The 24,169-nt window shown below is 66.5% G+C and carries 20 protein-coding genes and 1 pseudogene; 15 read left to right on the forward strand and 6 right to left on the reverse strand.

What is annotated here, in order from left to right:
* The first annotated feature begins 2 nt into the window (after window positions 1–2).
* Window positions 3–338: a ferredoxin gene (gene fdxA, locus M2428_RS21370; RefSeq protein WP_277527983.1), complete on the forward strand. Its 336-nt coding sequence runs from the start codon at window positions 3–5 to the stop codon at window positions 336–338.
* 296 nt (window positions 339–634) lie between these two features.
* The gene (locus M2428_RS21375; protein ID WP_277527984.1) at window positions 635–1,198 is read left to right on the forward strand and encodes a dihydrofolate reductase family protein; all 564 of its coding nucleotides are present in this window, start codon (window positions 635–637) and stop codon (window positions 1,196–1,198) included.
* Window positions 1,199–1,676: 478 nt separating this feature from the next.
* On the opposite strand, the gene M2428_RS21380 is transcribed toward M2428_RS21375, so the two are convergent.
* Entirely contained in the window at window positions 1,677–2,228 is a 552-nt protein-coding gene (locus M2428_RS21380; protein WP_277527985.1) for a GNAT family protein, read from the reverse strand.
* Window positions 2,229–3,114: 886 nt separating this feature from the next.
* Between M2428_RS21380 and M2428_RS21385 the strand changes: the two genes are divergently transcribed.
* Together M2428_RS21385 and M2428_RS21390 are read left to right on the forward strand one after the other, a co-directional pair.
* The gene (locus M2428_RS21385) at window positions 3,115–4,326 is read left to right on the forward strand and encodes a serine hydrolase domain-containing protein (RefSeq protein ID WP_277527986.1); all 1,212 of its coding nucleotides are present in this window, start codon (window positions 3,115–3,117) and stop codon (window positions 4,324–4,326) included.
* 39 nt (window positions 4,327–4,365) lie between these two features.
* On the forward strand, window positions 4,366–5,355 hold the full coding sequence (locus M2428_RS21390; protein ID WP_277527987.1) for an HNH endonuclease: 990 nt from the start codon (window positions 4,366–4,368) through the stop codon (window positions 5,353–5,355).
* 15 nt (window positions 5,356–5,370) lie between these two features.
* On the opposite strand, the gene M2428_RS21395 is transcribed toward M2428_RS21390, so the two are convergent.
* A complete protein-coding gene (locus M2428_RS21395; protein ID WP_277527988.1) occupies window positions 5,371–6,867 on the reverse strand; it encodes a phenylacetate--CoA ligase family protein in 1,497 nt (498 codons plus the stop codon).
* Window positions 6,868–7,148: 281 nt separating this feature from the next.
* On the opposite strand from M2428_RS21395, the gene M2428_RS21400 reads away from it, so the two are divergent.
* From M2428_RS21400 to M2428_RS21425, 6 genes are all read left to right on the forward strand, one after another.
* Window positions 7,149–8,585 (forward strand): flotillin family protein, encoded by a 1,437-nt coding sequence (locus tag M2428_RS21400; RefSeq protein ID WP_277527989.1) that lies wholly within the window; start codon window positions 7,149–7,151, stop codon window positions 8,583–8,585.
* 66 nt (window positions 8,586–8,651) lie between these two features.
* The gene (locus M2428_RS21405) at window positions 8,652–8,891 is read left to right on the forward strand and encodes a hypothetical protein (RefSeq protein ID WP_090583451.1); all 240 of its coding nucleotides are present in this window, start codon (window positions 8,652–8,654) and stop codon (window positions 8,889–8,891) included.
* 493 nt (window positions 8,892–9,384) lie between these two features.
* Complete coding sequence (locus tag M2428_RS21410; protein WP_346780768.1) at window positions 9,385–10,185, forward strand: hypothetical protein; 801 nt, start codon at window positions 9,385–9,387, stop codon at window positions 10,183–10,185.
* Window positions 10,186–10,202: 17 nt separating this feature from the next.
* Complete coding sequence (locus tag M2428_RS21415; RefSeq protein WP_277528001.1) at window positions 10,203–10,616, forward strand: phage holin family protein; 414 nt, start codon at window positions 10,203–10,205, stop codon at window positions 10,614–10,616.
* Window positions 10,613–11,209 (forward strand): DUF3618 domain-containing protein, encoded by a 597-nt coding sequence (locus tag M2428_RS21420; protein WP_277527990.1) that lies wholly within the window; start codon window positions 10,613–10,615, stop codon window positions 11,207–11,209. The genes M2428_RS21415 and M2428_RS21420 overlap by 4 nt, the downstream gene beginning before the upstream one ends.
* 98 nt (window positions 11,210–11,307) lie before the next feature.
* Window positions 11,308–11,685 carry a MarR family transcriptional regulator gene (locus tag M2428_RS21425; protein WP_277527991.1) on the forward strand — a complete coding sequence of 126 codons (378 nt, stop codon included), beginning with the start codon at window positions 11,308–11,310 and terminating at the stop codon, window positions 11,683–11,685.
* Window positions 11,686–11,752: 67 nt separating this feature from the next.
* Here the strand turns inward: M2428_RS21425 and M2428_RS21430 are convergent.
* Window positions 11,753–11,941, reverse strand: a pseudogene (locus M2428_RS21430) (D-glycero-beta-D-manno-heptose 1-phosphate adenylyltransferase); the annotation flags it as partial.
* A 426-nt stretch (window positions 11,942–12,367) separates the two neighbouring features.
* Between M2428_RS21430 and M2428_RS21435 the strand changes: the two are divergent.
* The 5 genes from M2428_RS21435 to M2428_RS21455 all read left to right on the forward strand — a co-directional run bounded on the left by M2428_RS21435 (window position 12,368) and on the right by M2428_RS21455 (window position 20,741).
* Window positions 12,368–13,540 carry a glycosyltransferase family 1 protein gene (locus M2428_RS21435; RefSeq protein WP_277527992.1) on the forward strand — a complete coding sequence of 391 codons (1,173 nt, stop codon included), beginning with the start codon at window positions 12,368–12,370 and terminating at the stop codon, window positions 13,538–13,540.
* Window positions 13,541–13,717: 177 nt separating this feature from the next.
* A complete protein-coding gene (locus tag M2428_RS21440; protein WP_277527993.1) occupies window positions 13,718–15,955 on the forward strand; it encodes an EAL domain-containing protein in 2,238 nt (745 codons plus the stop codon).
* Between the two features lie 105 nt (window positions 15,956–16,060).
* Window positions 16,061–18,196, forward strand: coding sequence for an EAL domain-containing protein (locus M2428_RS21445; RefSeq protein ID WP_277527994.1), 2,136 nt, complete (start codon window positions 16,061–16,063; stop codon window positions 18,194–18,196).
* Between the two features lie 144 nt (window positions 18,197–18,340).
* A complete protein-coding gene (locus tag M2428_RS21450; protein ID WP_277527995.1) occupies window positions 18,341–18,667 on the forward strand; it encodes a GYD domain-containing protein in 327 nt (108 codons plus the stop codon).
* A 220-nt stretch (window positions 18,668–18,887) separates the two neighbouring features.
* Window positions 18,888–20,741 carry a bifunctional diguanylate cyclase/phosphodiesterase gene (locus tag M2428_RS21455; RefSeq protein WP_277527996.1) on the forward strand — a complete coding sequence of 618 codons (1,854 nt, stop codon included), beginning with the start codon at window positions 18,888–18,890 and terminating at the stop codon, window positions 20,739–20,741.
* Window positions 20,742–20,855: 114 nt separating this feature from the next.
* On the opposite strand, the gene M2428_RS21460 is transcribed toward M2428_RS21455, so the two are convergent.
* The 3 genes from M2428_RS21460 to M2428_RS21470 all read right to left on the reverse strand — a co-directional run bounded on the left by M2428_RS21460 (window position 20,856) and on the right by M2428_RS21470 (window position 23,777).
* Window positions 20,856–21,167, reverse strand: a complete 312-nt coding sequence (locus tag M2428_RS21460; protein ID WP_277527997.1) for an excalibur calcium-binding domain-containing protein — start codon at window positions 21,165–21,167, stop codon at window positions 20,856–20,858.
* Between the two features lie 104 nt (window positions 21,168–21,271).
* On the reverse strand, window positions 21,272–22,120 hold the full coding sequence (locus M2428_RS21465; protein WP_277527998.1) for an SDR family NAD(P)-dependent oxidoreductase: 849 nt from the start codon (window positions 22,118–22,120) through the stop codon (window positions 21,272–21,274).
* A gap of 154 nt (window positions 22,121–22,274) precedes the next feature.
* On the reverse strand, window positions 22,275–23,777 hold the full coding sequence (locus M2428_RS21470; protein WP_277527999.1) for an alkaline phosphatase family protein: 1,503 nt from the start codon (window positions 23,775–23,777) through the stop codon (window positions 22,275–22,277).
* Window positions 23,778–24,169 lie beyond the last annotated feature (392 nt).

Here is a 24,169-nt window from a genome sequence, read left to right on the forward strand (position 1 = left end):
CCATGACGTACGTGATCGCCCAGCCCTGTGTGGATGTGAAGGACAAGGCCTGCATCGACGAATGCCCGGTGGACTGCATCTACGAGGGTGAACGCTCGCTCTACATCCACCCGTCCGAGTGCGTGGACTGCGGCGCGTGCGATCCCGTGTGCCCGGTGGAGGCGATCTACTACTCCGACGACGTCCCGGACGAGTGGGCCGATTACGTGCGCGCCAACGTGGAGTTCTTCGAGGAGCTGGGGTCGCCGCAGGGCGCCTCAGCCCTCGGAAACCTGCACCGCGACCACCCTGTGGTGGCGGACGCGCCCGCAACGGCCGCCGCCGTCGCCGTCGGCTGAGCCTATGACTGTGGAGTTCAGCGCTCGTGGCTGCGTTCTGTGATCGTTTGGTGTCGCTCAACCGGGCCTTGAGGTGCCTCGCATCGCATGGGTTTCGAGGCACTGAGGTCATGAGACAGGCCGCCCGCAAGCGGATCCTTCACCGGGCAGCTCAGTTGAAACGCTGACCGAAGGCTATGGCATCCAGATCATGGGCAGGTACCGTGGCTCCATGAGGGACAGGATGCTGCCGATCATGTGCGGGACGACAGAGTTCAATGACGCCCTCGACCACGACGAGACGGAAGGCTGGCGCCGTGCGGAAACTGATCTACGGCATGAATCTGACCCTGGACGGCTACATCGCCGCGGCCGGCGACGACATCGGCTGGAGCGGGCCGAGCGACGAACTGTTCCAGTGGTGGCTCGACCAGGAGCGGGCTAGCAGCCTGTCGCTGTACGGCCGCAAGCTGTGGGAGACCATGAGCTCCTACTGGCCGACAGGCGACCAGCAGCCCAACGCCACCCCGGCGGAGATCGAGTTCGCGCGGAACTGGCGGGACACGCCTAAGGTGGTGTTCTCCTCGACGATCGACAAGGTCGACTGGAACACCCGCCTGGTCACCGGCGACGCGATCGCCGAGATCACCCGGCTCAAGGCCGGGGACGGCGGCCCGATGAGCGTCGGCGGCGCAACGCTCGCCGGGGCGGCCATGCGGGCCGGGCTGATCGACGAATACGCGCTAGCCACCCATCCGGTCCTGGTGGGCGGCGGCACGCCGTTCTTCACCTCGCTGGACAGCTGGGTGAACCTGAACCTGGTGGAGACGCGGACGTTTCCCGGCGGCGTGGTCCTGACCAGGTACGAGGCGAGGCGCTGAGCGCGATTCCTCCGCGCGGTCGGGGAAGTCTCCACCGCCAGCGGCCCACGTCGACGGGCAGCAGATAGTCCGGAATGTGCCTGCGCACCGCCCCGGCGACCTCAGCCTTCAACAGAAACCGTGGCGCCACAATATGGCCCACCGACACATCGAAGTCCGCGAACAGCAAACGCGCCAACTCCCATTGGGACTCGCAGAACACCAGATCCCGCTCCGCAGTGCGGCACCGATGATGGTCCCTTGAACGACACCGAATTGTGCGACCCACGCGAGAAAACCGGCCTATCCGCACACTAGCTCCGCCTCCGCGAGCAGCACCACAAAGTGATCCCTTCAATGACGTGGTGCCACGCTGAAGCACCGGCAGGCAGCTCTGCCCGTAAGCCGAACGTGCTGCGGGACGCCTCACGATTCCGAAAGCGGACCCTGCTGCGACACTCCGGCTGAGCAGAAACGAATACCAACAGCCAAGATGCAGTCAAGGCCGCGTTGTCGCGTAGAGCAGCATGTCGCGCCGGGTGTCACCAATCTCCTGGTGGCTGCGGAGCAGGCCCTCCCGCTGGAAACCAGACGCCTCGGCAACGCGACTTGAATTGCTGTTCCACGGCTCGATGTACAGCTCGATCCGGTGCAGAGCGGGGATGGTCCAAGCGAAGGCGGTCAGTGCCTTCAACGCGCTGCTGGCGATCCCGCGGCCCCGGTGCGCGGGGGCAACCGAGTAGCCGACCGTCGCGCGTCCGGCCGACATGTTCTGAAGCCACAGTCCGATGGCACCGACGGCGTTGTCCGACTCGGCATCGGCGATGGCGAAGGACAGCCCTTTTCCTTCGTCGAACCGGCCGCGCTGCCGGTGGATCCACTCCAGAGCCTGCTGTGCCGTGGGGAGTGCGGGAAGGCTGCCAATGAGAGGGATGTAAGGATCGTCCCCCAACTCGAAGGCGAGATGTACGTCGTCGTCGGTGAACTCGCGCAAAACGACTGAGCCGTAGGTCGGTGGTGTGGTCGGCCAGGACGGTAACTGCTCAGTCATACGTCGATTATCGCCGTGATCATCGTCCCGTGCTGCTCAAGATGCACCCGATCATGCCGGACAGAGTGGGCTTTTCCACTCTCAGCCCGCTGGCCGGTGGTCCACCGACGGGTCGAGCTGAATGAACGGAACAACTCCCGGGTCCCTTGAGCGGGAAAGCCTCGCGTCCCGCCTGCCCGCTATCTCGCTTGATCGCGAAGACGAGAACTGGATGTTCTCTGCGCCCAACCAAGAACCACAGAACCGAGCCAAGTACCGGTACCGCAAGAACGATGAGGGCCCAAACGACAGTACCGCCCGTAGTATGAGTCCTATTGCGCGCAATGCTTACGAGCGCCGCAATGAACAGGATTGCGTTCAGGATCAGCAAGATCCCATGATGCCCCAGGACGGCACCAGTGGATTTACTTCCGATGTAGAGAGTGCCAGCATCATTTTTCCCCCAAGATAGTGCAAAACTGCCCGGTGAAGGTGCCCTAAACGCTACACTCCAGGTTGTCTCACAACCCTAGGGATACGAGGCGTCTCCCCGATCGAGCGACTGCTGCGGCGGTAGCTCTATTTTTCGCGGAATGGTGTGGGTTCGTCCGCGGCCGGCGGTTCTCGAGCGGCGAACCCGCTGGGCAGGTGCCCGCGATCTCGGAATGTCCCGAGCAACGTTTTATAGACGGTCGCGAGCGCTCAAGAACTAGCCGCGGCGCATCCTCCCTGAAGGCGACACCAAGCGATCACAGAACGCCGTCACAGAGCGATCAAATCCACGCCCATGACTTATGGCTCTAGTCGCCTGCCGTCCGCCTGAGGACTATCACAAGGGTCAGGATGGTGCCCGGCCAGGGGTATCCTCCTACGCCGACCACAAACCAGAACTGCAAGAAGGACCATCATGTCGGTGGCCTCGACCCGAGCACCGTTCCGCCGGCTCACGGCCGCGATCGTCGCCGTCGTACTTGCGGCGGCGACGGGTGGATGCAGTCCCGGCCCGCAACCGCCGGTGCAGCCGGTGTCGCCCGATTCCGGCTACCGGGCCATGCTGGAACAGTTCAGCAAGAGATTGCTCGACGACGGCGCCCCGGCCGTCCTCATCCAGATCCGCGTGGGCGGGGACGAGTGGTCCGCGGCCTACGGTGTTCGAAACCTGGCCAGCCCTTCACGGACCGAAATAACGGATCCCGTGCACGTGGGCGGCATCACCAAGTCCATGGTGGCGGTCTGCGTGCTCAAACTGGCCGAGGAAGGCAAGCTGGAGCTCGACGCGCCGGTCAGCACCTACCTGCCGGAGTTCAACAAGGTGATGCACCCGCCGGGACCTGTCACCGTCCGCCAGCTGCTGCAGCACCGCTCCGGCATGCCGTCCGTGGACGGGCCGCTGTTCGATCCGGCCACGGTGCGGAAGGCCCTGACCACGAAGGTGAGCCTGGCGGACCTGCTGGCCATGGCGGGGCGGATCTCGTGGCAGGCGAAGCTGGCCCAGGGATTTGAGTACTCCAACTCCAACTACATTGCTCTGGCGCTGATCGTCGAGCACCTGAGCGGCCGGCGGATCGGCGAGGTGATCAGCACCGACATCATCCAGCCGCTAGGCCTGAGCGAAACTTTGATGACCGCGGCCGGGCCTCCGCCGTCGTCGATGGTCCACGGCTACATTGCGCTGGGCCGCAACCAACTCGACGTCACCTATCCGGCCGCGCAGATCGACAACGCCGCCGGCGGCATGGTGTCCTCCGTGGCGGACGTGAACACGTTCTACCGCGCACTGCTGCAGAACCGGCTGCTCAAACCGGACACGATCACGCAAATGGAGAGCCCGCTCTACGCCAGGTACGGACTCGGGGTGGTCCGCTGGAACGACCTCTGCACGAACGACTTCTACTACGGCCATCCCGGCGACGTGCCCGGCTACGGCACCATCGCCATGACCAGCGCGGACGGAACCCGGCAGCTCACCATGGCCGTGGCCTACCCTCCGGAACCGCTCCAGCCCGGGGGCACCCGCATCCTGCACCAAATGGAATCCGTCGCGGAGGACACCCTCAACGCCACCTGCCAGACCGGGCCGACAGGGCCTCTCAACAACGCGGCAGGAAGTCCGGGGTAACGCGCGGCCGGCCGCTGCATACACTGCGACAATGGGCAGATGACAGCCATCATCCTCGTCTGGAACCCGGACGAATGGAACGATTGGACCTACCCGGCAGTGCTGGAGGAGGTCGCCGAAACCGGCCGGTTCCTGGCCAGCTGGGAGGTCGGCACCGCAGATTTCGCCGCCTCTGACGCGGACGTGCTGGGGGACACCGCTACCTCCGGCGCGGTGGGCAGCCTGGCGGACGCCGCCCGCGGCGCGGACGCACTGGCGGGCGCCGCCGCCTCCGGCGCGGACGCGTGGCTGGTGCTCCAGGGCCGCCATGGGCGCGGCCTCATCGGCCACGGCGTCATCGTCTCGGAGCGGCCGGCGCCCCGCCTCCAGGCCCCGGACGCCGCGAGCGCCGCGCAGGACAACGCACAGGACGGGTCCCCGCTCTACGTCCGCGTGGCCTTCGACGGCCTCCTGCCCGCCGGGGACCAGATCCCGCCCGCAGCCCTCCAGGAGACCGTGCCCGGCCTCGACTGGGAAGCGCTGCACGGCCCCGCGCTGGCCGTCGAACCCTCAGTCGAGCCCCTGCTCCGCGGACTCTGGCTAGAGTTTGGCCCGCCGCCGGCGGCCGACCCCACCCAGCCCGTACCCGGCACCGTCCCCGCGGCGGCCGTCAGCCGGGTCGAGGTGAACCGGTATGAGCACAGTCCGGACGCGCGCCGGGCCTGCATCGCCCACCACGGGACCAGCTGCGCGGTGTGCGGGTTCTCCTTTGAAATCGCGTACGGGGACATCGGCAAGGACTTCATTCCGGTCCACCACCTGGTCCCGTTGTCACAGCTGGGCAGCACCTACGAACTTGATCCCGTCACGGACCTCGTGCCGCTCTGCGCCAACTGCCACGCCATGGCGCACCTCGGGGTGACCACGCCGCGCACGGTCGCGGAGCTGCGCCGGGCCATGGCCTCCGCCGGCTACCTGACTGGGCAGGCGCTGACCCAGAAAGAGCTCCAAGCCCAGCAGGACGCCCGACGGATCCTCAACCAGCAGTAGACAGCAGTAACGCGCTCAGGCAGACCACACCTGCCGGAACTTGCCGCTGCGGTCCGGCCAGGGCGGCTCCCCCGCAAACCGGACCTCGACGCCGTCGGCACCCTGGGCCGCGAAGAACGCACCCAGGCGCTCCCCCACCGCCGCCTGCACAGCAGCCGCCACGGCGTCCGGCCAGAGCTCGAGCCGCACCGTGAGCGACCGCGGCCCGGTGCGGATCGCCTGGAACCGGCGCACGCCCGCGGTCTCCTCGATCACTGTGCCCAGCGCCAACGGCAGCACCGTCACCACTTTTAGGTCCAACGCAGACTTGGGGTCCGGCACTGCCCCGTCGGACACTGCCCCGTCCAACCCTGTGTTTCGGTCTAGCACTGCACCGTCCACCACCGCCCCTGCGGCAGCGAAGCTCAGCACGTCGCCGCTGCGGCCTTCCACCCGCAGCGTGGGAAACGGGCTGCCGCAGGCGCACGGGCCGGTATCCAGCTGCACCCGGTCGCCGAGGTTGTAGCGGATCAGCGGCTGGACCCGGTTGGCCAGGTTGGTGACCAGCACCGTGTGCGAGAGTTCCCCCGCCGGCACGGGCCGGAACGCGTCGTCCACCGGCTCCACGATGTTCCAGTCCGCGTTGACATGCAGCAGCCCCTGCCGGCAGCGGCTGGTCAGGGCGAGGGCCTCCGAGGCAAGGTACCGCACGCCGACCCGGCAGCCGAGGGCTGCCTCGATGTCCGCCCCGGCTTTGGCTGCCAAGCCCTCCCCGGACGCGACCGCCAGGACCGGACGGATGTTGAGCCGTCCCGACTTCTGTTCGGTGGCCAGTTGCAGCATGGCGCTCGGATAGCCGTAGAGCACGGTCGGCTGGAACTCATTGAGGTCCGTCACGAGGTCCGCGAGCGGCCTGAGCACGGAGAACACGCGGACCCGGCGGGCGATGCGGGGGCTGCGTCGCCGCGCGGCTTCGGTCAGCACGACGCCGGCAAAGTGGTCCCCGTCCGCGATCAGCGCCGCTGCCCGCAGCCCCCGGTGGACGAAAGCCCGGGCCTCCGCCGCCGTCATCAGGGTCCGCCGTTCACGGATCGGGCCGAGGAGGTTCGCCACCTGCAGCGACGTCCGGTCGTGGACCAGGACCGCGGGTTCACCGGTGGACCCCGACGTCGTCATCACGAGGTACTGCCCGCGGTAGAGGCCGCCGATGCGTGAGGCGTCGCCGAGGAGGTCTTTCGTCAGCCCGGCGAGCGTGAGGTGGGGATCGGTCACCCAGTCATCGAAGTTCTCCATGAGCTCGCGCTTGCCCACCGGTGGCAGCTCCCCCAGATTCGCGAGCAGATCGGTGACCGTCTCCGGCACGTCCCGGTACAGCCTGCGGTAGTACGGCGAGGAGGACCGCGCGCACTCAACCAGCGCGGCGAGCCGGTCCCGTTGCCGGCGGGCGATCGCGTCCGGGCTTGCCCGTCCGGCCCGCCAGATGTCCCACGCGATCCCGGTCTTCCGTGTCGTCCCGAGAGGAGAGCCGCGCATCACATCACCCTTTCACGGGGCCGGCACTCCAGACGCACCCTCTCCTACGCTGGCACGGCTATGGCCGCTCCCAACAGGGGCTTTAGGCACCGGCGGAACCTGCGCGTATGCCCGGACACCGCCGAGTTGCTGGACTAACTGGCAGGCAGCACCACAGACTGTGTACAACAGCTGGCTGGGCGGCGTGAGAATTCGTGCCACCAGGCCGGCCGGGGACTACCAGCAGCATCGTTTGGGGCTTTGCTTAATACCTTTTTCCACCGCCGTGAAAGGACCTGGTTATGCCGGACTTGTCATTTTTGTATCCGCTCATTTCGATCATTCTGGGGGCGGTCGCCGTCGTCGGCGTCATCTGGGTGGCGACAAAACTGATGTGGAAGGTGGCGGAACCGAACGAGGCCCTCATCATCTCCGGGCTGACGCGGGGCACGCTGGAAACCCGGGAGGGGATGGACTTCAAGATCGTCACGGGCAAGGGAGCCCTGGTGCTCCCCGGCCTGCAGACGGTGCGGCCGCTGTCCCTGACGCTGAATGAGACCGAACTCAAGGTCTCCTGCGTGACCTCCCAGGGCATCCAGGTGATTGTCGACGGCGTGGTCATCTACAAGATCGGGGATGCCCCGCCGTTTATTGCCAACGCCGCGCGGCGTTTCCTGGGCCAGCAGCCGAAGATGGAAAGCCAGGTGTACAACGTCTTCGAAGGCCACCTCCGCTCGATCATCGGCAGCATGACGGTCGAGGAAATCATCCGCGAGCGCGACAAGCTGGCCTCCCAGGTCCGCAGCGCCAGCGGCGTCGAAATGGAGAAGCTGGGCCTGGTGGTCGACTCGCTGCAGATCAAGGACCTCCAGGACCCCACGGGCTACATCCAGAACATCGCCAAGCCGCACATCGCCATGGTCAAGATGGAGGCCCGCATCGCGGAGGCCACCCGGAACCGCGAGGCCGCGGAAAAGGAAGCGGAGGCCGAGGCCCTGATTGCCGACGCCCGGAGCGTGTCCGCGATCCGGCAGTCCGTGGCGCAGGCCAATGCCGAGCGCGCCAAGGCGAACGCGGCCCAGGCCGGGCCGCTAGCGGATGCGACGGCGCGTCAGCAGGTGGTGGTCCAGGAAACCGAGGTGGCCAAGCTCGAGGCCGACCGGGAGGAACAGAAGCTGCAGACCACCGTCCGCAAGCCAGCGGACGCGAGGGCCTATGCCAAGCGCACCGATGCCGAGGGCCAAAAGTCCGCGGACATCAGCGCGGCCGAGGCATTGGCACGGCGCACCGAGCTTGAGGCCCAGGCCAACGCCCGGCGGACCGAGGTGCAGGCCCAGGCGAATGCGACGGCGGCAGCGGCGGCAGCCGGGGCCACCAAGGTCACCGGCGAGGCCGAGGCCGCCGCCACGAAGGCCCGCGGCGATGCCGCCGCCTCCGCCATCAAAGCCAAGGCACTGGCCGAGGCGGAAGGCATCAAGGCCCGTGCCGAAGCACTCGGAACCAACCAGGACGCCGTCATCTCCCAGCAGCTCGCCGAGAACATGCCGGCGATCGTGGCGGCGGCCGCCGAGCCGTTTGCACACGTCGGCCAGATGACCGTCCTCAACGGCGGCGAAGGAGTCAACCGGATGATCGGCGGGATTTTGGCACAGGTGGGCGACTACCTCCCGGCGCTGTCCAGCGCGCTCAAGAACAGCCGGGACGCCGCCAAACGGGATACCAAGGCTCCCGGGGCGTAGTGGCCGCCATGCGCGCGCAAGCACGGGGATTCTGATGCGCAGGGGTTTAGATGTACGGGGATTGTGATGCACAAGGATGTTGATCGGAGCTTGACCGGAAAGATCGGGCGGGTCACGGGTCGGATCGGCCCGGGCACCATCGGCGAGGTCATGCTGCCCGTCCGCGGCGGCACCAGCGCGTTCCATGCGCACCCGTTCGACAAGAGCAGCGTTTTTGCAGTGGGCGAGCAGGTCTTGGTGATTTATTTTGAACCGCCGCAAACCGTGTTTGTGGACGAACTTCCGGACGTCCTCAAGGCCGATTGACGGACTCCCTGTTGCCTCATTGCGATACCCTCGGCAAGGGAAATCGTTGCGTCTGGCCCATCCGGTTGCGATGGTGCCATTCTCTTGACGTGTCCACTTCCGTAGCAAAAACAGCCTGATCCGCCTGGACCAAACAGGTCTTCAACAATCGCCGTCACGATGCCTGCCGTGTCCGCCTCTTCGGCGGCCGCGGTACTGGCCGGGCGCGCAAGAAGCGCCCCGACCGGAACGCCGTAAGCCTCTCCGGCCACGGTTGGGCAGTACTCGGAAACGCTGACTAGGCGTTCTGGACCCGCTGCCGGAGGAAGCGCCGGACGGTGGGCGGAGTGCGGGCAACGAACGGCTCCGGGCACGTTGTTCGCGCCATCCGGCTGCCGTCACGTGCGGATGAGCTCGCACTGAGCAGAGGTCCCTTCTATCGGATACTAATCATGCTTACTATTGTTGTGTGTGGTAGTTCATCAGCAGCAGCTAACCCGTTAGGAAGAGAGCAATGATGACCGAGAACCCATGGCCGCAGACATCCGATCCGTACCCCCCGGAACCATACGACGCAACCGGGTCAGCGGCTGCCTCCCCGACGCAGGGCGGCGCCTCAGGCAAGACCGAGGCAGCCAAGGACGAGGCAGCGAGCGTCGCCGGCGAAGCCGCGGGCGCGGCCCAGCACGTTACTGAGACGGCCAAGACAGAGGTGGCCAACGTCGCCTCGGAGGTGAAGACCAGCGCCCGGGGTCTCCTGGAGCAGGCGAGGTCCGACCTCACGAGTCAGGCGGGAGCACAGCAGCAGAAGGCGGCCGGAGGGATCCGGGCGATCTCCGAAGAGCTTCACCGCATGGCCGAGGCGCCGGAGCAGCAAGGCGTTGCATCGGACCTGATCCGTCAGGCCGCGGACCGCTCTGCGTCGGTCGCCTCATGGCTGGAAAACAGGGACCCTGGCTCGCTGGTGGACGAGGTTAAGTCCTTCGCCCGGCAGCGCCCGGCAGCCTTCCTGCTTCTCGCGGCGGGCGCCGGCGTCATAGCGGGACGTCTGGGCCGAAGCCTCCAGGCCGGGGTCCCGGCCACGACCTCGACAACTGGACCGGGCGTTGCCCCGCAACCCGTGCGGCCTCTGGCACCGGACAGCATGATGACGCCGGCCGTTGGCGAGCCCATCTACCGGGAGCCCGCACCCGTCTTCGGCGAATCCGTAGAAGGAGAGCCCGCGCGGCCCGGCTTCGCCGGTCCGGGCACGGCTGGTCTCCCACTGCGCGACCCTAATGATCCGTACGCCGATGGCGAAGGGCGGCCACTGTGAGCAGCGAGATACCGGAGATGCCTCCCACGGCCGCCCAAGCCAAGGCGGACACTAATTCCTTGGGAGACCTGCTGGGCGATGTCACTCGTGACCTCTCCACGCTGATGCACCAGGAAGTCGAACTCGCGAAGGTCGAGGCCAAACAGTCCGTTGCGCGGGCGGCCAAAGGCAGCGGCATGCTTGCCGGGGCCGGAGTTGCCGGGCACTTCGTGCTCCTCTTCCTCTCGATCGCCCTCTGGTACGGGATCGGCGCGGAGTGGACCGGCTTTGTCTGGTCCGCGGTCATTGTCGCCGTCCTGTGGGGCATCGTCGCGGCCGTCCTCGCTGCCAGGGGCCGCAAGGAACTCAAAACGGTCAAGGGCATGCCCCAGACCGCCGAAACACTCCAGGAAATCCCACCCACCCTGAAACCGAATGAGGACCACCGATGAGTGAAAACCCTGACGCCATCCGCGCAGACATCGAAGCAACTCGCGCCCGCCTTGGCACTGACGTGGACGCCGTCGCCGACAAAGTGACCCCGTCCAATATCGTCCACCGGCAGACCGACAAGGTCAAAGACGCCGCCACAGGGGTCAAGGACAAAATCATGGGTACAGCCGACGAGGCCACCGGCAGCGTCAGATCCGCTGCCAGCAGCGTAGGAGCGACGATTGGTGATGCGGGCTCCGCCGTCAGCGACGCACCACACAAGGTAGCGGTCAAGACGCAGGGGAAGCCCCTCGCTGCCGGTCTGATTGCCTTCGGTGCGGGCCTACTCGTCTCCTCCCTGATTCCGCCGAGCGCCAAAGAGCGCGAAGCAGCCGATGCCCTCAAGAGTGCCGCGGAGCCGGTCACCACCCAGCTGACGGAAGCCGCTCAAGACGTCGCCCAGGGCTTGCAGGAACCCGCCCAGGAAGCTTTGGAAAACGTCAAGACCACTGCTGCCGACGCCGTGGAGAACGTCAAGGAGGAAGGACAGGCCGCCGTTTCCGACGTCAAGGACAGTACCGCGGACGCCAAAGACCGCGTCCAAGACGCGTGAGCCTCCCGGCCGAGCCGGAGCCCGGCGGCGTAGCACGCCGCCGGGGACCGGTCCGCCCGGCGGTACAAGACGGCTGGGCGACGCACCGACTCCTCGGCATGGCGGCGCGTCTGGACAAACGGCAGATCAACCGCAGCCTCACACCCTTGGGCCTGACCCAAGGGGCGCTCGACGCGCTGGCGTCAGTCGCGGAAAACGAACCAGTCACTGTCTCCGACCTGGCCCCGCTGCTCTGCGTGAGTCAACAGAGCTTGGGTAAAGTCATCCTTCGGCTTCAGCGCCTCGGCTTCCTGACCAGGGAACGCGGTGACGACCGCCGCAACGCAGTGGTCCGGCTCACCCAACGCGGGCGAAGCGTCCTCGAGTCAGCCGAAGGCCTCGTGGACGGACTGCCTCCAACAGGAACGGGGTCCGACGGGGCTCTGCACCGCCAACTGGAAGACTTTATTGGTGAGCTCAAAAAGTATGAACGGTGATCACTGTGTTACTGCTTTTCGGCCTCAAGTCCTCACGAGGTGGCTCCTGACGCCGAGCTCAGAGATGAATTGCCACCGTGCCCCCGTATCGTTCCACGACTCGGGATTCAAAGAGCATCTCCGGAGAGTAGTCACCGCCCTTTGCATAGATCTCCGGGCGGAGCTCCTCGATGAGTGGCACCGGGGTGGGCGTGTCGAACACGGTGACATAGTCCACACAGCTCAGTGCGGCGACCACGGCGTCCCGGTCCGCGACGGTGCACGACCTCTGGACGCTGGGAGGCGACGGGCGTATTCTGAAGTTCCGTAGCCTCTGGAGGTATTTCTGATGGAAGGCAATATGCGTGCGCGTGGCTGTCCGGCTGTGAGGGTACCGATGGTTTTCGGAGTCCGTTCCCTCTTCCCGGTCGGCAACTGGCCCGATCCGCTATAGCTCGTCTTTCGTCATGACGTCCGGCACCGCTGCTTTTTCGGGTTTGCGCCGTGAACGCATGGCCGAAATCAACTACGCCCGTTGACGGTTTCCGGCAGTTCGCTCCTTCTTGCGCACCCTCCCCGCCTTCCCCACCTCTCCTTCCTCTAGATAGTTCCCGCCTGACCGCGCCCACCTGTTAACCCACTCTTCCCCTGCCGGCCACGCCCGCTCCCCCGGGCCGCCAACCGCCGCCCGCACCGTGGAGGGGTGAGGATCGCAATCGTCGCCGAATCATTCCTGCCGCTCATGAACGGGGTTACCCACTCCATCCTGCGCGTGCTGGAGCATCTGCAGGAGCGCGGGGACGAGGTGCTGGTGATCGCGCCGTCCGCGCAGGCCCCGGAGGTTCCGTACGAGGTCTATGGCGCCCACGTCCACAGGCTTCCCTCGGTCCCGCTGGCCGGCTATGCGAACGTACGCGTGGCGATGGGCGGTGTGTATCGGGTCAAGCGCATCCTTGCCGACTACGCGCCCGACGTCGTTCACCTCGCATCCCCGTTCGTGCTCGGCTGGCGGGCAGCGCAGGCCGCCCACCAGCTCGGCATCCCCACGGTGGCCATCTACCAGACCGAGGTCCCAGGCTACGCGGGCCGCTACGGGGTCCCGTTCCTGGAAAACTGGGCCTGGAACCGGGTGGACCAGATCCACCTGCTGGCCTCGCGCACCCTGGTCCCCTCCACCTTTGCGTTCAACCAGCTCCGCGGCCGCGGCATTCCGCGCGTGGACATGTGGCGGCGCGGCGTGGACACCCAGCGGTTCAGCCCCGCGAAGCGCGACGCCGGTTGGCGGGCTGCCGTGGCGCCCGGCGGCGAGCGCCTGATCGGCTACGTGGGCCGGCTGGCCGCCGAGAAGCAGGTGGAGGATCTGGCGGTGCTGGCGGATGTTCCCGGGACCCGGCTGGTGATCGTCGGCGACGGGCCACAGCGGGCTGCCCTGGAAGCTGCCCTGCCGCAGGCGGTCTTCACCGGGTTCCTCGGCGGTGATGACCTCGCCCGGGCCGTGGCTTCCTTCGATCTCTTCGTCCATCCCGGCGAGTTCGAGACCTTCTGCCAGACCATCCAGGAGGCCATGGCGTCCGGCGTGCCGGTGGTGGCCACGGGCCGCGGCGGCCCGCTGGATCTCGTGGAGAATTCGCGGACCGGCTGGTTGTACGAGCCCGGCGACCTCGCCGCGCTCCGTGTCCGGGTGATGGACCTGGTGGGCGACGACGCCAAGCGCCGCGCGTTCGCCGCCGCCGCGCACGCCTCGGTCCAGGGCCGGACGTGGTCCGTCCTCGGGGCCGAACTGGTTGGCCATTACGAGGCCGTGATCCGTGAGCCCGCGATTGGCCGCTCCCCGCTCGTTGCCCTATCACTCCGGGCGGCTAAACCCGGGTTTTAAGCACCAAGAGTGATAGCGCAACGGGGGGTTTGGTCCTCCCGGGCGGGCCCCGACCGGGATCCGCCCCGCCCCGCCCACGTGTTGACACCCAAGGGAGCCTCGGGACGCCTATGATTTCCCGGTGGGAGGGTTCTGAATGTCTCGTTGGTGGTCTCAGGTTCGCACGGCGGTAGCCGGATGACGGCGTCGTCGTACCCGGGGGAAGTCTCCGGCGAAGTCCCCGGCGAAGTCCCAAAGGAAGGCTTCAGCGCGGTCCCGGGCTACGGGGACCTGGTGGAATCCAGCCCCGACGCCCTGCTGGTGGTGGCAGAGGACGGGACCATCAGGATGGTCAACACCGCCGCGGAGCGCATGTTCGGGTACCTCCGTGGGGAGCTGGTGGGCTCGGACCACCGCATCCTCCTAGCCGAGGGGTTCCGGAACGGGCTGGAGCGGCTGTTCTTCAACCTCCGCCGCGACGCCCACTCCCACGCCGCCGACGTCGACGACGAGACTGACACCGCTCCCGTGGAGGCCTACGGGGTGCGGCGGGACGGCACGGAGTTCCAGGCCGAGGTGGCCGGGTCCATCTTTGTGACCGGGGACGGGACCGGTAATGGGACTGGCAATGGCGCCGTGAGCATGATCGCCGCGGTCCGGGACACCTCGCACCGGCCGGAGAACGATGACAGCCTCCGCGAGGCCATGTCACTGCTGAGCGCGACGCTCGAATCCACTGCAGACGGCATCCTCGTGGTCAGCAGCGAGGGCGAGATCGCCGGCGTCAACAATCAGTTCCTCACCATGTGGGGCATCCCGCGGGAAATGCTGGCCACGGGGGACGATGAGGCCGTCATGGGCTTCGTCGTGGACCAGTTGCGGGACCCGGCCCAGTTTGTCGAAAAGGTCGAGGCCCTCTACGCCGATCCCGCGGCGGAAAGCCACGACATCCTGGAATTCCGCGACGGCCGGACATTTGAACGCTATTCGCGGCCGCAGAAAGTCGCGGACCAGGTGGTCGGACGAGTGTGGAGCTTCCGCGACGTGACCGCGGCCAAGGTTGCCCAGGACCGGATCACCCGGGCGATGGCAGACCTCGCCGCGCAGTCCGCCCAGCTCAAGGCGCTGGCGTTCCGGGACGGATTGACCGGGCTGTCCAACCGCCAACTGTTCAACGACAGCCTCGCCAGCGCCCTCGCAGGCCCGCGCGGCACCGCCGTGGACGTCCTGCTCCTGGACCTGGACGACTTCAAGGAAGTCAACGACATCCTGGGCCACCACGCCGGAGACCAGATGCTCATTGAGGTCGGCCGGCGGCTGCGCACTTGCGTCCGGCCGAACGACGTCGTGGCCCGGCTGGGCGGCGACGAGTTCGTGGTGCTCCTGGTCGACTCGGTGGAGCCCGAGGCGGTCGCCGCCCGGATCGTCGACTCGCTGCGCCTTCCGGTGTGGATCGACGGCACCATGTTGCGGCCCAGCCTCAGCCTGGGGATCGCCTCGATCGGGGAGGCCGCGGTGGACGCCTCCGAGCTCCTGCGCCGTGCCGACATCGCGATGTATGCCGCCAAGACGGCCGGCAAGAACCGGTACATGCGCTTCCAGCCAGAGATGATGAAAGCCCTGGTGGACCGCAACGACCTCGAGGCCGGCTTGCGGCTGGCCGTGGACAACGGACAGATCGCCGTCCACTACCAGCCGATCGTCTCCGCCGGCAGCGGGACCGTGACAAAGGTGGAGGCCCTGGCCCGCTGGGCGCGCGACGGCGTGCTCGTTCCACCCAAGCAGTTCATTCCGGCGGCGGAGCGCAGCGGACTCATTGTCGAGATAGGCACCGAGGTGCTGTTGCGCGGCTGCACCGAACTGAAGCCCTGGCTGGAAGAGGACTCCTCCCGGTCCCTGGCTGTGAACGTCTCCGGCGTCCAGCTGCAGCACGGGGACTTCGCCGAGCTGGTCCTGGCCGTGATGGAATCCTGTGGCGTGGACCCGCGCCAGCTCGTCCTGGAGGTCACGGAGAGCGTCTTCTTCGAAGACGACTGCCACGTGATCCAGCAGCTCATGAGCCTGCGCACGGCCGGCGTCCGCGTGGCGCTCGATGACTTCGGCACCGGCTTTTCCTCCTTGGGACGCCTGCAGGGCCTGCCCGTGGACACGCTGAAGATCGATCAGTCGTTCGTGGCCATGATCAACACCGGCACGGAACAGCTGCCCATCCTGAACGCCATGATCGGCATGGCCCACGGACTGGGGCTTACCGTCACGGCGGAGGGCGTGGAAACTGCAGCCCAGGCCGGCTACCTGATGAATCTGGACTGCGATTCCCTGCAGGGCTTCCTGTTTTCTGGCCCCCAGCCGGAGGCAGCGCTCCAGCCTGCATTGGACCGGGCGGCCCGTGCCATCGCCGCGCTGAAGGGCGTTCGGGTGCCCGGCAACCGGTGACCCGCAAAGTTCCGTGGCCGATGTGCTGGACACAGGGCCGAAGGACCCTATGATTCAGGGAAACGCATTCAATCCGGGCACCTCGGCCGGGAACATCATCGCTCTATGAACTTCCGTCGCTTGGGGGCCGGTATCGTCGTGGGAACTGGATTTGGTGAAGACCTGCTGGAGCAGGGTCCTGATGCCTTTCTGCTGCTGACCGCGGACGGGACCATCGCCTTCGTGAATTCGGCCGCGGAACGGCTGTTCGGCTACCCGCGTCAGGAACTCCTCGGCGTCCAGCACACCATCCTGCTCTCGGAGGAAGCCCGCGGCGGCTTCCTGCGGGTCTTTGGCCGGCTGGGCCGCAAGATCAAGGCCGGCAGCCGGCCGTTTGCCGCCGTCGGACGGCACCGGAACGGCTCGGAACTCGCCATGGAGATCACGTGCTCGCTAGTGAGCGTCGACGCCGGCACGGCCATGGCGGTGGCCGTCCGCGACGCCGAGCACCGCAAGGACTCCGATTCCGGCCGGCGGCTGGCCGTCTCGCTGCTGGACGCCACGCTGGAATCGACGTCGGACGGCATCGTCGTGGTCTCCAACGAGGGCCAAATCACCGGGATCAACGACCAGTACCTGAAACTGTGGGGCATGCCGCCGGAGCTGATCGCGGCCGAGGACCCCAATGCGCTGGTCCGCTTCATCGCGGACCAACTGGTGGACCCCGACTACTTCCTGCAGAAGGTCGCGGCGCTCTACGCCGACAGCCTCATGCAGAGCCACGACGTCCTCGAGTTCGCCGACGGCCGCACCGTGGAGCTGTACTCGCGGCCGCAAAAAGTCGCGGACGCGATCGTGGGACGGATCTGGAACTTCCGCGACATCACCTCACGCCGGCGCGCCCAGGACCAGGCCCGCCGCGCCATGGAGGAACTGGCTGAGCAGGCGGGCAAGCTCAAGGAACTGGCCTTCCAGGACCCGCTCACGGGCCTGGCCAACCGGATGCTCTTCAACGAACGGGCCGCCGCGGCGCTGCTCACCCCGGAGCCGGTGCACGTGCTGCTCCTGGACCTGGACGACTTCAAGGAAGTCAACGACGTCCTGGGCCACCATGCCGGCGACGAGATGCTGGTGGAGATTTCCCGCCGGCTCCAGAACTGCGTGGGTCCGCACGGCACGGTTGCCCGGCTGGGTGGGGACGAGTTCGTGGTCCTGCTGGTGGGCTGCCGGGACGCCGACGCCGTGGCCCAGCGCGTGGTCAGCACCCTGAACGCCCCCGTTTCCATCGAGGGAACGCTCATGCGGCCGGGCCTGAGCCTGGGTGTGGCATCGCGGGACGCCGGTACGGAGACGTCCTCGGAGCTGCTGCGGCAGGCGGACCTGGCCATGTATGCGGCCAAGGAGGCCGGCAAGAACTGCTATGTGCACTTCCGGCCCGAGATGCTGGCCGCGCTGCTGGAGCGCACCCAGCTCACGGCCGGGCTGCGGCGGGCGGTGGAGCTGGGGCAGATCACGGTGCACTACCAGCCCGTCATCTCCAGCGACCGGCTCGAGGTGGTGCAGTTCGAGGCCCTGGCCCGCTGGGAATGGGAAGGCGAGCTGATCCCGCCGGACGATTTCATCGAGACCGCCGAACGCAGTGGCCTGATCCGGGAGATCGGGGCCGAGGTGCTCAGGCGCAGCTGCACCGAGCTCGCCCCGTGGCTCGGGGAGGACCCGTTCCGGAGCCTGGCCGTCAACGTCTCCGGCGTGCAGCTGAAGCACCGCGATTTCGCCGAGCGCGTCCTGGACATTGCGGCGTGGAGCGGCGTGGACCCGCGCCAGCTGGTCCTTGAGGTGACCGAGAGCGTGTTCTTCGACGCCCACTCCCACGTGATCGGCCAGCTCGAGACCCTGCGCGAGGCCGGCATCCGGGTGGCCCTGGACGACTTCGGGACCGGCTATTCCTCGCTCGGCCGGCTGCAGGACCTGCCGGTGGACGTGGTGAAGATCGACAAGTCCTTCGTGTCCATGCTGCAGACCGGCGTCGAAAAACTGCCCATCCTGACCTCCATGATCCATATGGCCCGGAGCCTGGGACTGAAGGTCACCGCCGAGGGCATCGAGACACCGGCCCAGGCCCGCTACCTCATGGACCATGGCTGCGATGCCCTGCAGGGATTCCTCTTCTCCCGCCCGGTACCCGGGGCGGCCCGGCAGCGGGCCGTCAGCAACTCGGCGGCGGCCATCGCCGACCTCGAGGGCGTGCCGCTGCCCGGCTAGGTCGGCTGGCCCTGAACGTCTCCGGTGCTGTACCCGGGCCGACAATTCAGCTGCTCAACGTAGATGTTCCTCATTGCTGGCGTGGCAGCAGACTGCCATTCTTGGTGAATCCGCACATCCGAAAGCGAACGAAAGGAAGAGACGATGCCGCTCTATCTGTCGAAGTTCAGCTACACACCGGAGACCTGGGCGAGGCTGATGAGCAACCCCGAGGACCGCGGAAAGGCCGCCCAGGCGTACATCGAATCGGTCGGCGGAAAACTCCATGGATTCTGGTACGCATTCGGCGCCCACGACGGCTATGACTTGTGGGAGGCTCCCGACAACGTGTCCATGGCCGCAGTTGCATTGGCGATCAGCGGAGGAGGCGCACTGAGCTCTTTCGAAACGACAGTGCTCTTGACCGTCGACGAAACGATGGAAGCCCTGCGGAAAGCCGAACAGATTAAGTACCGGCCTCCCGGCACCTGACATTCCGGGCGAACTTGCACTGCGGCCAGGCTGCAGTGCAACGCACTCCTGGTGCCCGGGTAGGCCGGGCCGGCCGGCGCGTTCGACACATTTGGTTGCGGCATGATGCCCATCACGTTCGGTGAGCCGGCACGGCATATGATTCAGTCAGCGCAGTGCGCTTTGCTCTCCGCAAGGTGTCCGCTATCCGTATTCATCGCCTGGGGGGCTGTTAGACATCGTGGAAGCTGGTTTCGCACAACAACTGGTGGAGTACAGCCCGGACGCACTCTTGCTGGTCGGCCCGGACGGAACCATTTCCTTCCTCAACCCGGCCGCAGAGCGGCTCTTCGGCTACTCCCGGGCGCAGCTTATGGGCGCGGACCACAGCATGCTCCTGGCCGAGGCCTCGCGGGAGGAATTCCACGGGATCCTGGCCGCGCTGGGCAAGGCCACTAGCGCCCGCCCGCACTTCACCGGCTCGGGCCGCCGGGCCGACGGCACCGAACTCCCGGTCGAAATCACGTGCTCCCTGGTCCCCACCCCAGCAGGAACGGCCGACGCCGGAACGTCCGTGGCCCTCTCGATCCGCGGCACCGCGGGAGCAACCCCTGGAGGGAACCATGGGTCAAGCGCTGGCGCAAACCCCGGCGCGAACCCCGTCGTTGGCAGCGCAGGCTGGTCCGTCAGCGGCGACTTTCTCCGCCGTCGTACTCCCGGTTCAGGGGTAGCTCCTGGCCTAGGCGGACTTCAGGGCGCCGCCGCTCCCGCGGCGTTTGCCGGGCACGACGACGAAGTCAGGGCGGGGTCCCTCCGCGACCCGCTGACCGCGCTGCCCAACGGACCCCTGTTCAACGAGCGCCTCGCCGCCGCCCTGCGCCGCCCGGATCCGGTGGACATTCTCCTGCTGAACGTCGATGACTTCAGGCACCTCAATGACGTGCTGGGACGTTCGGCGGCCGACGAGCTGCTAGTGGAGTTGGCGAGCAGGCTGCGCAACTGCGTCCGCCCGCACGACACTGTGGCCCGGCTGGGCGGCGACGAGTTCGCGGTGCTGCTGACCGAGTGCCTCAACGCGGACGCGGTGGCCAAGCGGATCGCCGCGGCCCTCTACGCGCCCCTGCGCGTGGGCGGCTCCATGGTCCGGCCCGGCGTGAGCATGGGCCTGGCGTCGAAGTCGGGGCAGACGCTGGACGGGGCGGAACTGCTGCGCCAGGCCGACGCCGCCATGACCGCGGCCAAGGCTGCCGGGAAGAACACCTGGCTGCGGTTCCGGCCGGAGATGCTGAGCACCGCGGCCCACAAGGTCGACGGCGATTCCGGGCTCCGGCGCGCCGTCGAGCTGGGCCAGATCTCGGTGCACTACCAGCCCGTGGTGTCGCCGGGCATCGGCTCGGTGGTGCAGTTCGAGGCGTTCGCTCGGTGGGAGCGGCACGGCCGGCTGGTGCCGCCCAACCAGTTCCTGCCTGTGGCGGAGCAGAGCGGCCTGATCCGCGAGATCGGCGATGAAGTCCTGCGCCGTGCCTGCGCCGAGATCCGGCCGTGGCTGGCTGGCGACCCCGCGTACAGCGTGGCCGTGAACGTCTCCGGCCTGCAGTTCCAGCACCGGGACTTCGCCACAGACGTGCTCGCGATTGCCGCCTCCACCGGCGTTGACCCGCGCCAGCTCACCCTTGAGCTGACGGAGAGCGTGTTCTTCGACGCCGCCTCGGACGTGCTGGGCCAGCTGCGGCAGCTGCGCGCGGCCGGTGTCCGGATTGCCATGGACGACTTCGGCACCGGATATTCCACGCTGGGCCGGCTCCAGGAACTGCCCCTGGACAACGTCAAGATCGACCGCTCCTTCGTGGCCATGATCAAGACGGGCCAGGAACAGCTCCCGTTCTTCGCCACCATGATCAATGCCGCGCAGGCCCTCGGCCTGAAGGTCACGGCGGAAGGCATCGAGACCCCCGCGCAGGCCAAGTACCTGATGGACCGCGGTTGCGACTCCCTGCAGGGCTACCTGTTCGCCAAGCCGGCACCGGCCAGCCACTTGGCCGGGACCATGGAGAGCGCCCTGACCGCCCTGGACAAGGTCGACGCCGCGCAGTAGCCGTTAGGCTGCGCGCCGGCAGCGCGAAAGTCGTCCCCGCGGTAGCCGCCCCCCCCGGTAGCGGGTTAAACATGTCGGGATCCCCGCCGTTGGCGGGGATCCCGTCAGTTCACGTCAGCGCTTTTCGCAGGCGATGCCGTCGTTGTCACGGTCGAGGTCGTATTCGTGCCAGTGCCGCGCACCGCCGTCGTTGTAGCTGTACAGGGTGTTGTCGACACGGAAGGTGGTGACCGGCTTTCCGCTGGTCTTGTCCTTGGCGCCCTTGCGGCCGACGCCGTGCGGGTAGACCTTGTTGAGCTCCGTGCAGTTCTTGTACGACTTCGGCGCGGGCGCGGCGGATGCCGGCACGGCCGTGGCGCTCAGGACGACGGCGGTACCCGCCAGCGACGCAATAATCAGTTTCTTCAGGCGCACGTGTGAGAGCACCCCCCCAATAGAAGCCCTCAGCCGCGAGTCGGCGAGGGGCAGGGACATGCTAACCCACGATTCCGGCGTAGGCGGGAAGGCTCAGGCGGTGAGGCTCATGTGATTTACTGGCGGCGGTCCAGCTTGTCGAGGTCCTGAGCCACCATAGCCTCGCTGCGCTGCCACAATGCCTTGGCCAGGCCGGCATCGTAGGCCTGCTTGTTGGCCTTGGAGAGCGTCCGTTTGGCGTAGTAGGCGCCGGAGATCCAGTCGTGCCCCGGGGTGGCGTTGGCGAGCCACACAAGGGTGTCCGCGCCCTGGTGAGGCGTCAGCATGAAGCGCTTGAGGAAGGACGTGTAGGCCAGGCGCATGGGGCTCGTGGTGTCCGCCGCGAAGTTGGTGGCCACCCCGCCGGGGTGGAACGCCGCTGTCGAGATCCCCTCGGTGTTGTGGCGGTTGTGGAGCTCGGTGGTGAAGAGAATGTTGGCGAGCTTGGCGTTGCCGTAGGCGCGGTTGGTGGAGTAGCTGCGGGCCGCGTCGAGGTCGTCGATGTCCAGCTTGCCGAAGAGCGAATTGGCGACGCTCGAGGTATTGATGACGGTGGCCTGGCTGGCGGCGAGGACGTCGATCAGCTCGGTGGTGAGCAGGAACGGTGCCAGGTGGTTGACCTGGAAGGTTGTCTCGTGACCGTCCACGGTGAGCTCGCGGGCTCCCATGATGCCGCCGGCATTGTTCGCCAGGACGTCGATCTGCGGGTACTTTTCCTTCAGCTGCGCGGCCAGGGTGCGTACCTGGCCCAGATCGGCGAAGTCACTGACAAAGAAGTCGGCGCCGATTTCGTTCGCGATCGTCTCGGTCTTCTGCGCGGAACGCCCGACGACGACTACGCGCTCCCCCTGCCGGGCGAAGGTCCGCGCGGCGGACGCGCCGATGCCGTCGCTGGCTCCGGTGATGACGATAGTGCGCTCGGGCATTGAGGTGTCCTTAGAACGAAAGCGTTGGTCTGGTTTTCTGGAATCCAGCCCCGTCAAATTCTAACGAGCCCAATCCGGAGAACGTTCCGGACCGCCGCGGCGATTCCCGGGAGTCTGCTGGGAATCCCCCGCGGGGCCTAGATGGGCCGCTGCGCTAGATGCGCAGCGGTGACCGGAAACTCAGGGCCGTGCTGGCGTTCTGCAGCTTCAGGCCGATGGCCAGCATTTCTTCGGTGGTCCGGAGCAGGGAGTAGTGGTTGTAGTTGCCCTGGATGACGGTGCCCGGGACCACAGAGGGAGCCACCACGAAATTGGGTATCGGAGTATCTTCGTCAAAAAGTACGAATATCGCCGTTCGTCCCGCCCGGTAGCTTTGGCTATTCAAGATGACCGGCAGCCATTGCGATAGCCAGGTGTCGCCCGTGGCGACGCTGCAGTCATGCATGTCATTGCACACATTCGGCACCACCACGGAAAAATTCGGCAGAGTATTGTTGGCCAGGTCGCTTGCCAGCTGCCCCGCGCTCACGTTGCCCAGGGGCACATTGTTGACCGCGCATGCCGCCCTGTCCCCCGGCCCTTGGTAGTAGATTTCGGGGTTATGCCGCTCGGCATACAGGCCGGACGCGCTCAGCCGGCAATTCGAAGGCATGTCCTCCATATAGCTCTTATAGGACTGGCCGGACGTACGCACCTGCCGGAAGATGTTGTCAGCCGTAATGGGCGGCAGACCGCTCGGGCTCGAATCGGAAGTGACGCCCTGTGTGCTGCCCGATGTCATGGCCAGATAGCTCGGCAATGAGGGCAAGCCCGTGCCTGCGTCACTCCAGGTGGAAACCGAGGCGCACTGGTTCGCCTTTGCGCTCATGTACGGCGCGTTGGCGTTCCCTATGACCTGTGAATAGGTCTTGTTTTCAAATAGCACCCACATGACGTGGTCGTATTTCGCCGGCGGGACGGTCGCCGTGCCGCACGGGTTGGCGCCAGGGGGCGGAGGCGGCGGCGGGGGCGGAGGAGGAGGAGGCGGCGGCGTGGCATTAGTGGTGACAGTCAATCGAGGCCGCTGCGTGGTGACGGACGACTCCTTGGAGCTGTAAATGACGCCGTCGGAGGAAGTCGTGCTGATGCGGAACGAATACGTCCCGTCACCCTTGATCGCACCGAAGAGATCAAACTCCACAAAGGTGTTATCCGCAACAGCGCCGCGCGAAGCCACAATCGGCGTTTCCGCAACGGGCGCGTTGTTGAATGTGATCGTGTTCTCACTCCAGGAGTTATTGAGAACCCGTCGGATTTGGCCGCCCGAGTTGGAGGGATCCGTGGCGAATAGCCGGAGCTTGGCGCCGGTCACGGTGCTGCCCGCAGTGCCAGTGACCGTGAACTTGAGGAAGATCATTTCGACCGGCGAATTATCAGCCTTTAGGCCTGTTGCCGTGCGGAAGTTAATGGTGGGGCTGTCACGTTTTACGACGGCGTCAGCCGTAGTCGAAAAGGTCAGCGTGGCGGCTTCTGCGGGGCCGGCAATAAGGGACATTGTGGCGGCCACCATGAAAAAGACAGATGCCAGGGAAATCCATCGGTGCCTTGAGAAGGGTCGGCTAAATCGATGATTTTTAGTAGCATTCTTGCCCATGGCGAAACCAGAATCGAGGCTCATCGTGGGACTCCTAAAAGGTCCGGTCGACGCACCCTGCGCCTTAGTGGCTGGTAGGAATCCAAACCCTAGCCGGTCAAATAGAGCCTCACAATGCTCATGCCCAAAATAGCTGGCAGGCTAAAGGTATTCCCAAGGTTCCTGTCGGGTAAAGGAATTCCCAAGGTTTCCATGGTTCTTACGCAGGTGCCAGAACTGCTCGCCTGATTCATCAGCGGCTCTTTTCCCAACTGAGTCGCAGCTGGGGCCGTTCTGAGCCTCCAAAACGGCCCCTGCTGCCAGTCAGTTGGGGTTGTGGCCGTTAAATGCGGGAGGACCCCCAACCTTGGTTGGGGGTCCTCGACCGTGAATGGTGTTCCGGCGGTGACCTACTCTCCCACACCCTCCCGGGTGCA

This window comes from Arthrobacter sp. ES3-54, from assembly GCF_029504395.1.
Classification (GTDB): Bacteria; Actinomycetota; Actinomycetes; order Actinomycetales; family Micrococcaceae; genus Arthrobacter.

Excerpts from the sequence above, each read along its gene's own strand:
- fdxA (WP_277527983.1), top strand. The coding sequence starts at position 3 with ATGACGTACGTGATCGCCCAGCCCTGTGTGGATGTGAAGGACAAGGCC.
- M2428_RS21470 (WP_277527999.1), bottom strand. The coding sequence starts at position 23,777 with ATGAGCCTCGATTCTGGTTTCGCCATGGGCAAGAATGCTACTAAAAAT.
- M2428_RS21445 (WP_277527994.1), top strand. The coding sequence starts at position 16,061 with ATGAACTTCCGTCGCTTGGGGGCCGGTATCGTCGTGGGAACTGGATTT.
- M2428_RS21450 (WP_277527995.1), top strand. The coding sequence starts at position 18,341 with ATGCCGCTCTATCTGTCGAAGTTCAGCTACACACCGGAGACCTGGGCG.
- M2428_RS21410 (WP_346780768.1), top strand. The coding sequence starts at position 9,385 with ATGATGACCGAGAACCCATGGCCGCAGACATCCGATCCGTACCCCCCG.
- M2428_RS21385 (WP_277527986.1), top strand. The coding sequence starts at position 3,115 with ATGTCGGTGGCCTCGACCCGAGCACCGTTCCGCCGGCTCACGGCCGCG.
- M2428_RS21440 (WP_277527993.1), top strand. The coding sequence starts at position 13,718 with ATGACGGCGTCGTCGTACCCGGGGGAAGTCTCCGGCGAAGTCCCCGGC.
- M2428_RS21380 (WP_277527985.1), bottom strand. The coding sequence starts at position 2,228 with ATGACTGAGCAGTTACCGTCCTGGCCGACCACACCACCGACCTACGGC.
- M2428_RS21395 (WP_277527988.1), bottom strand. The coding sequence starts at position 6,867 with ATGCGCGGCTCTCCTCTCGGGACGACACGGAAGACCGGGATCGCGTGG.
- M2428_RS21465 (WP_277527998.1), bottom strand. The coding sequence starts at position 22,120 with ATGCCCGAGCGCACTATCGTCATCACCGGAGCCAGCGACGGCATCGGC.
- M2428_RS21390 (WP_277527987.1), top strand. The coding sequence starts at position 4,366 with ATGACAGCCATCATCCTCGTCTGGAACCCGGACGAATGGAACGATTGG.
- M2428_RS21405 (WP_090583451.1), top strand. The coding sequence starts at position 8,652 with ATGCACAAGGATGTTGATCGGAGCTTGACCGGAAAGATCGGGCGGGTC.
- M2428_RS21400 (WP_277527989.1), top strand. The coding sequence starts at position 7,149 with ATGCCGGACTTGTCATTTTTGTATCCGCTCATTTCGATCATTCTGGGG.
- M2428_RS21425 (WP_277527991.1), top strand. The coding sequence starts at position 11,308 with ATGGCGGCGCGTCTGGACAAACGGCAGATCAACCGCAGCCTCACACCC.
- M2428_RS21415 (WP_277528001.1), top strand. The coding sequence starts at position 10,203 with ATGCCTCCCACGGCCGCCCAAGCCAAGGCGGACACTAATTCCTTGGGA.
- M2428_RS21420 (WP_277527990.1), top strand. The coding sequence starts at position 10,613 with ATGAGTGAAAACCCTGACGCCATCCGCGCAGACATCGAAGCAACTCGC.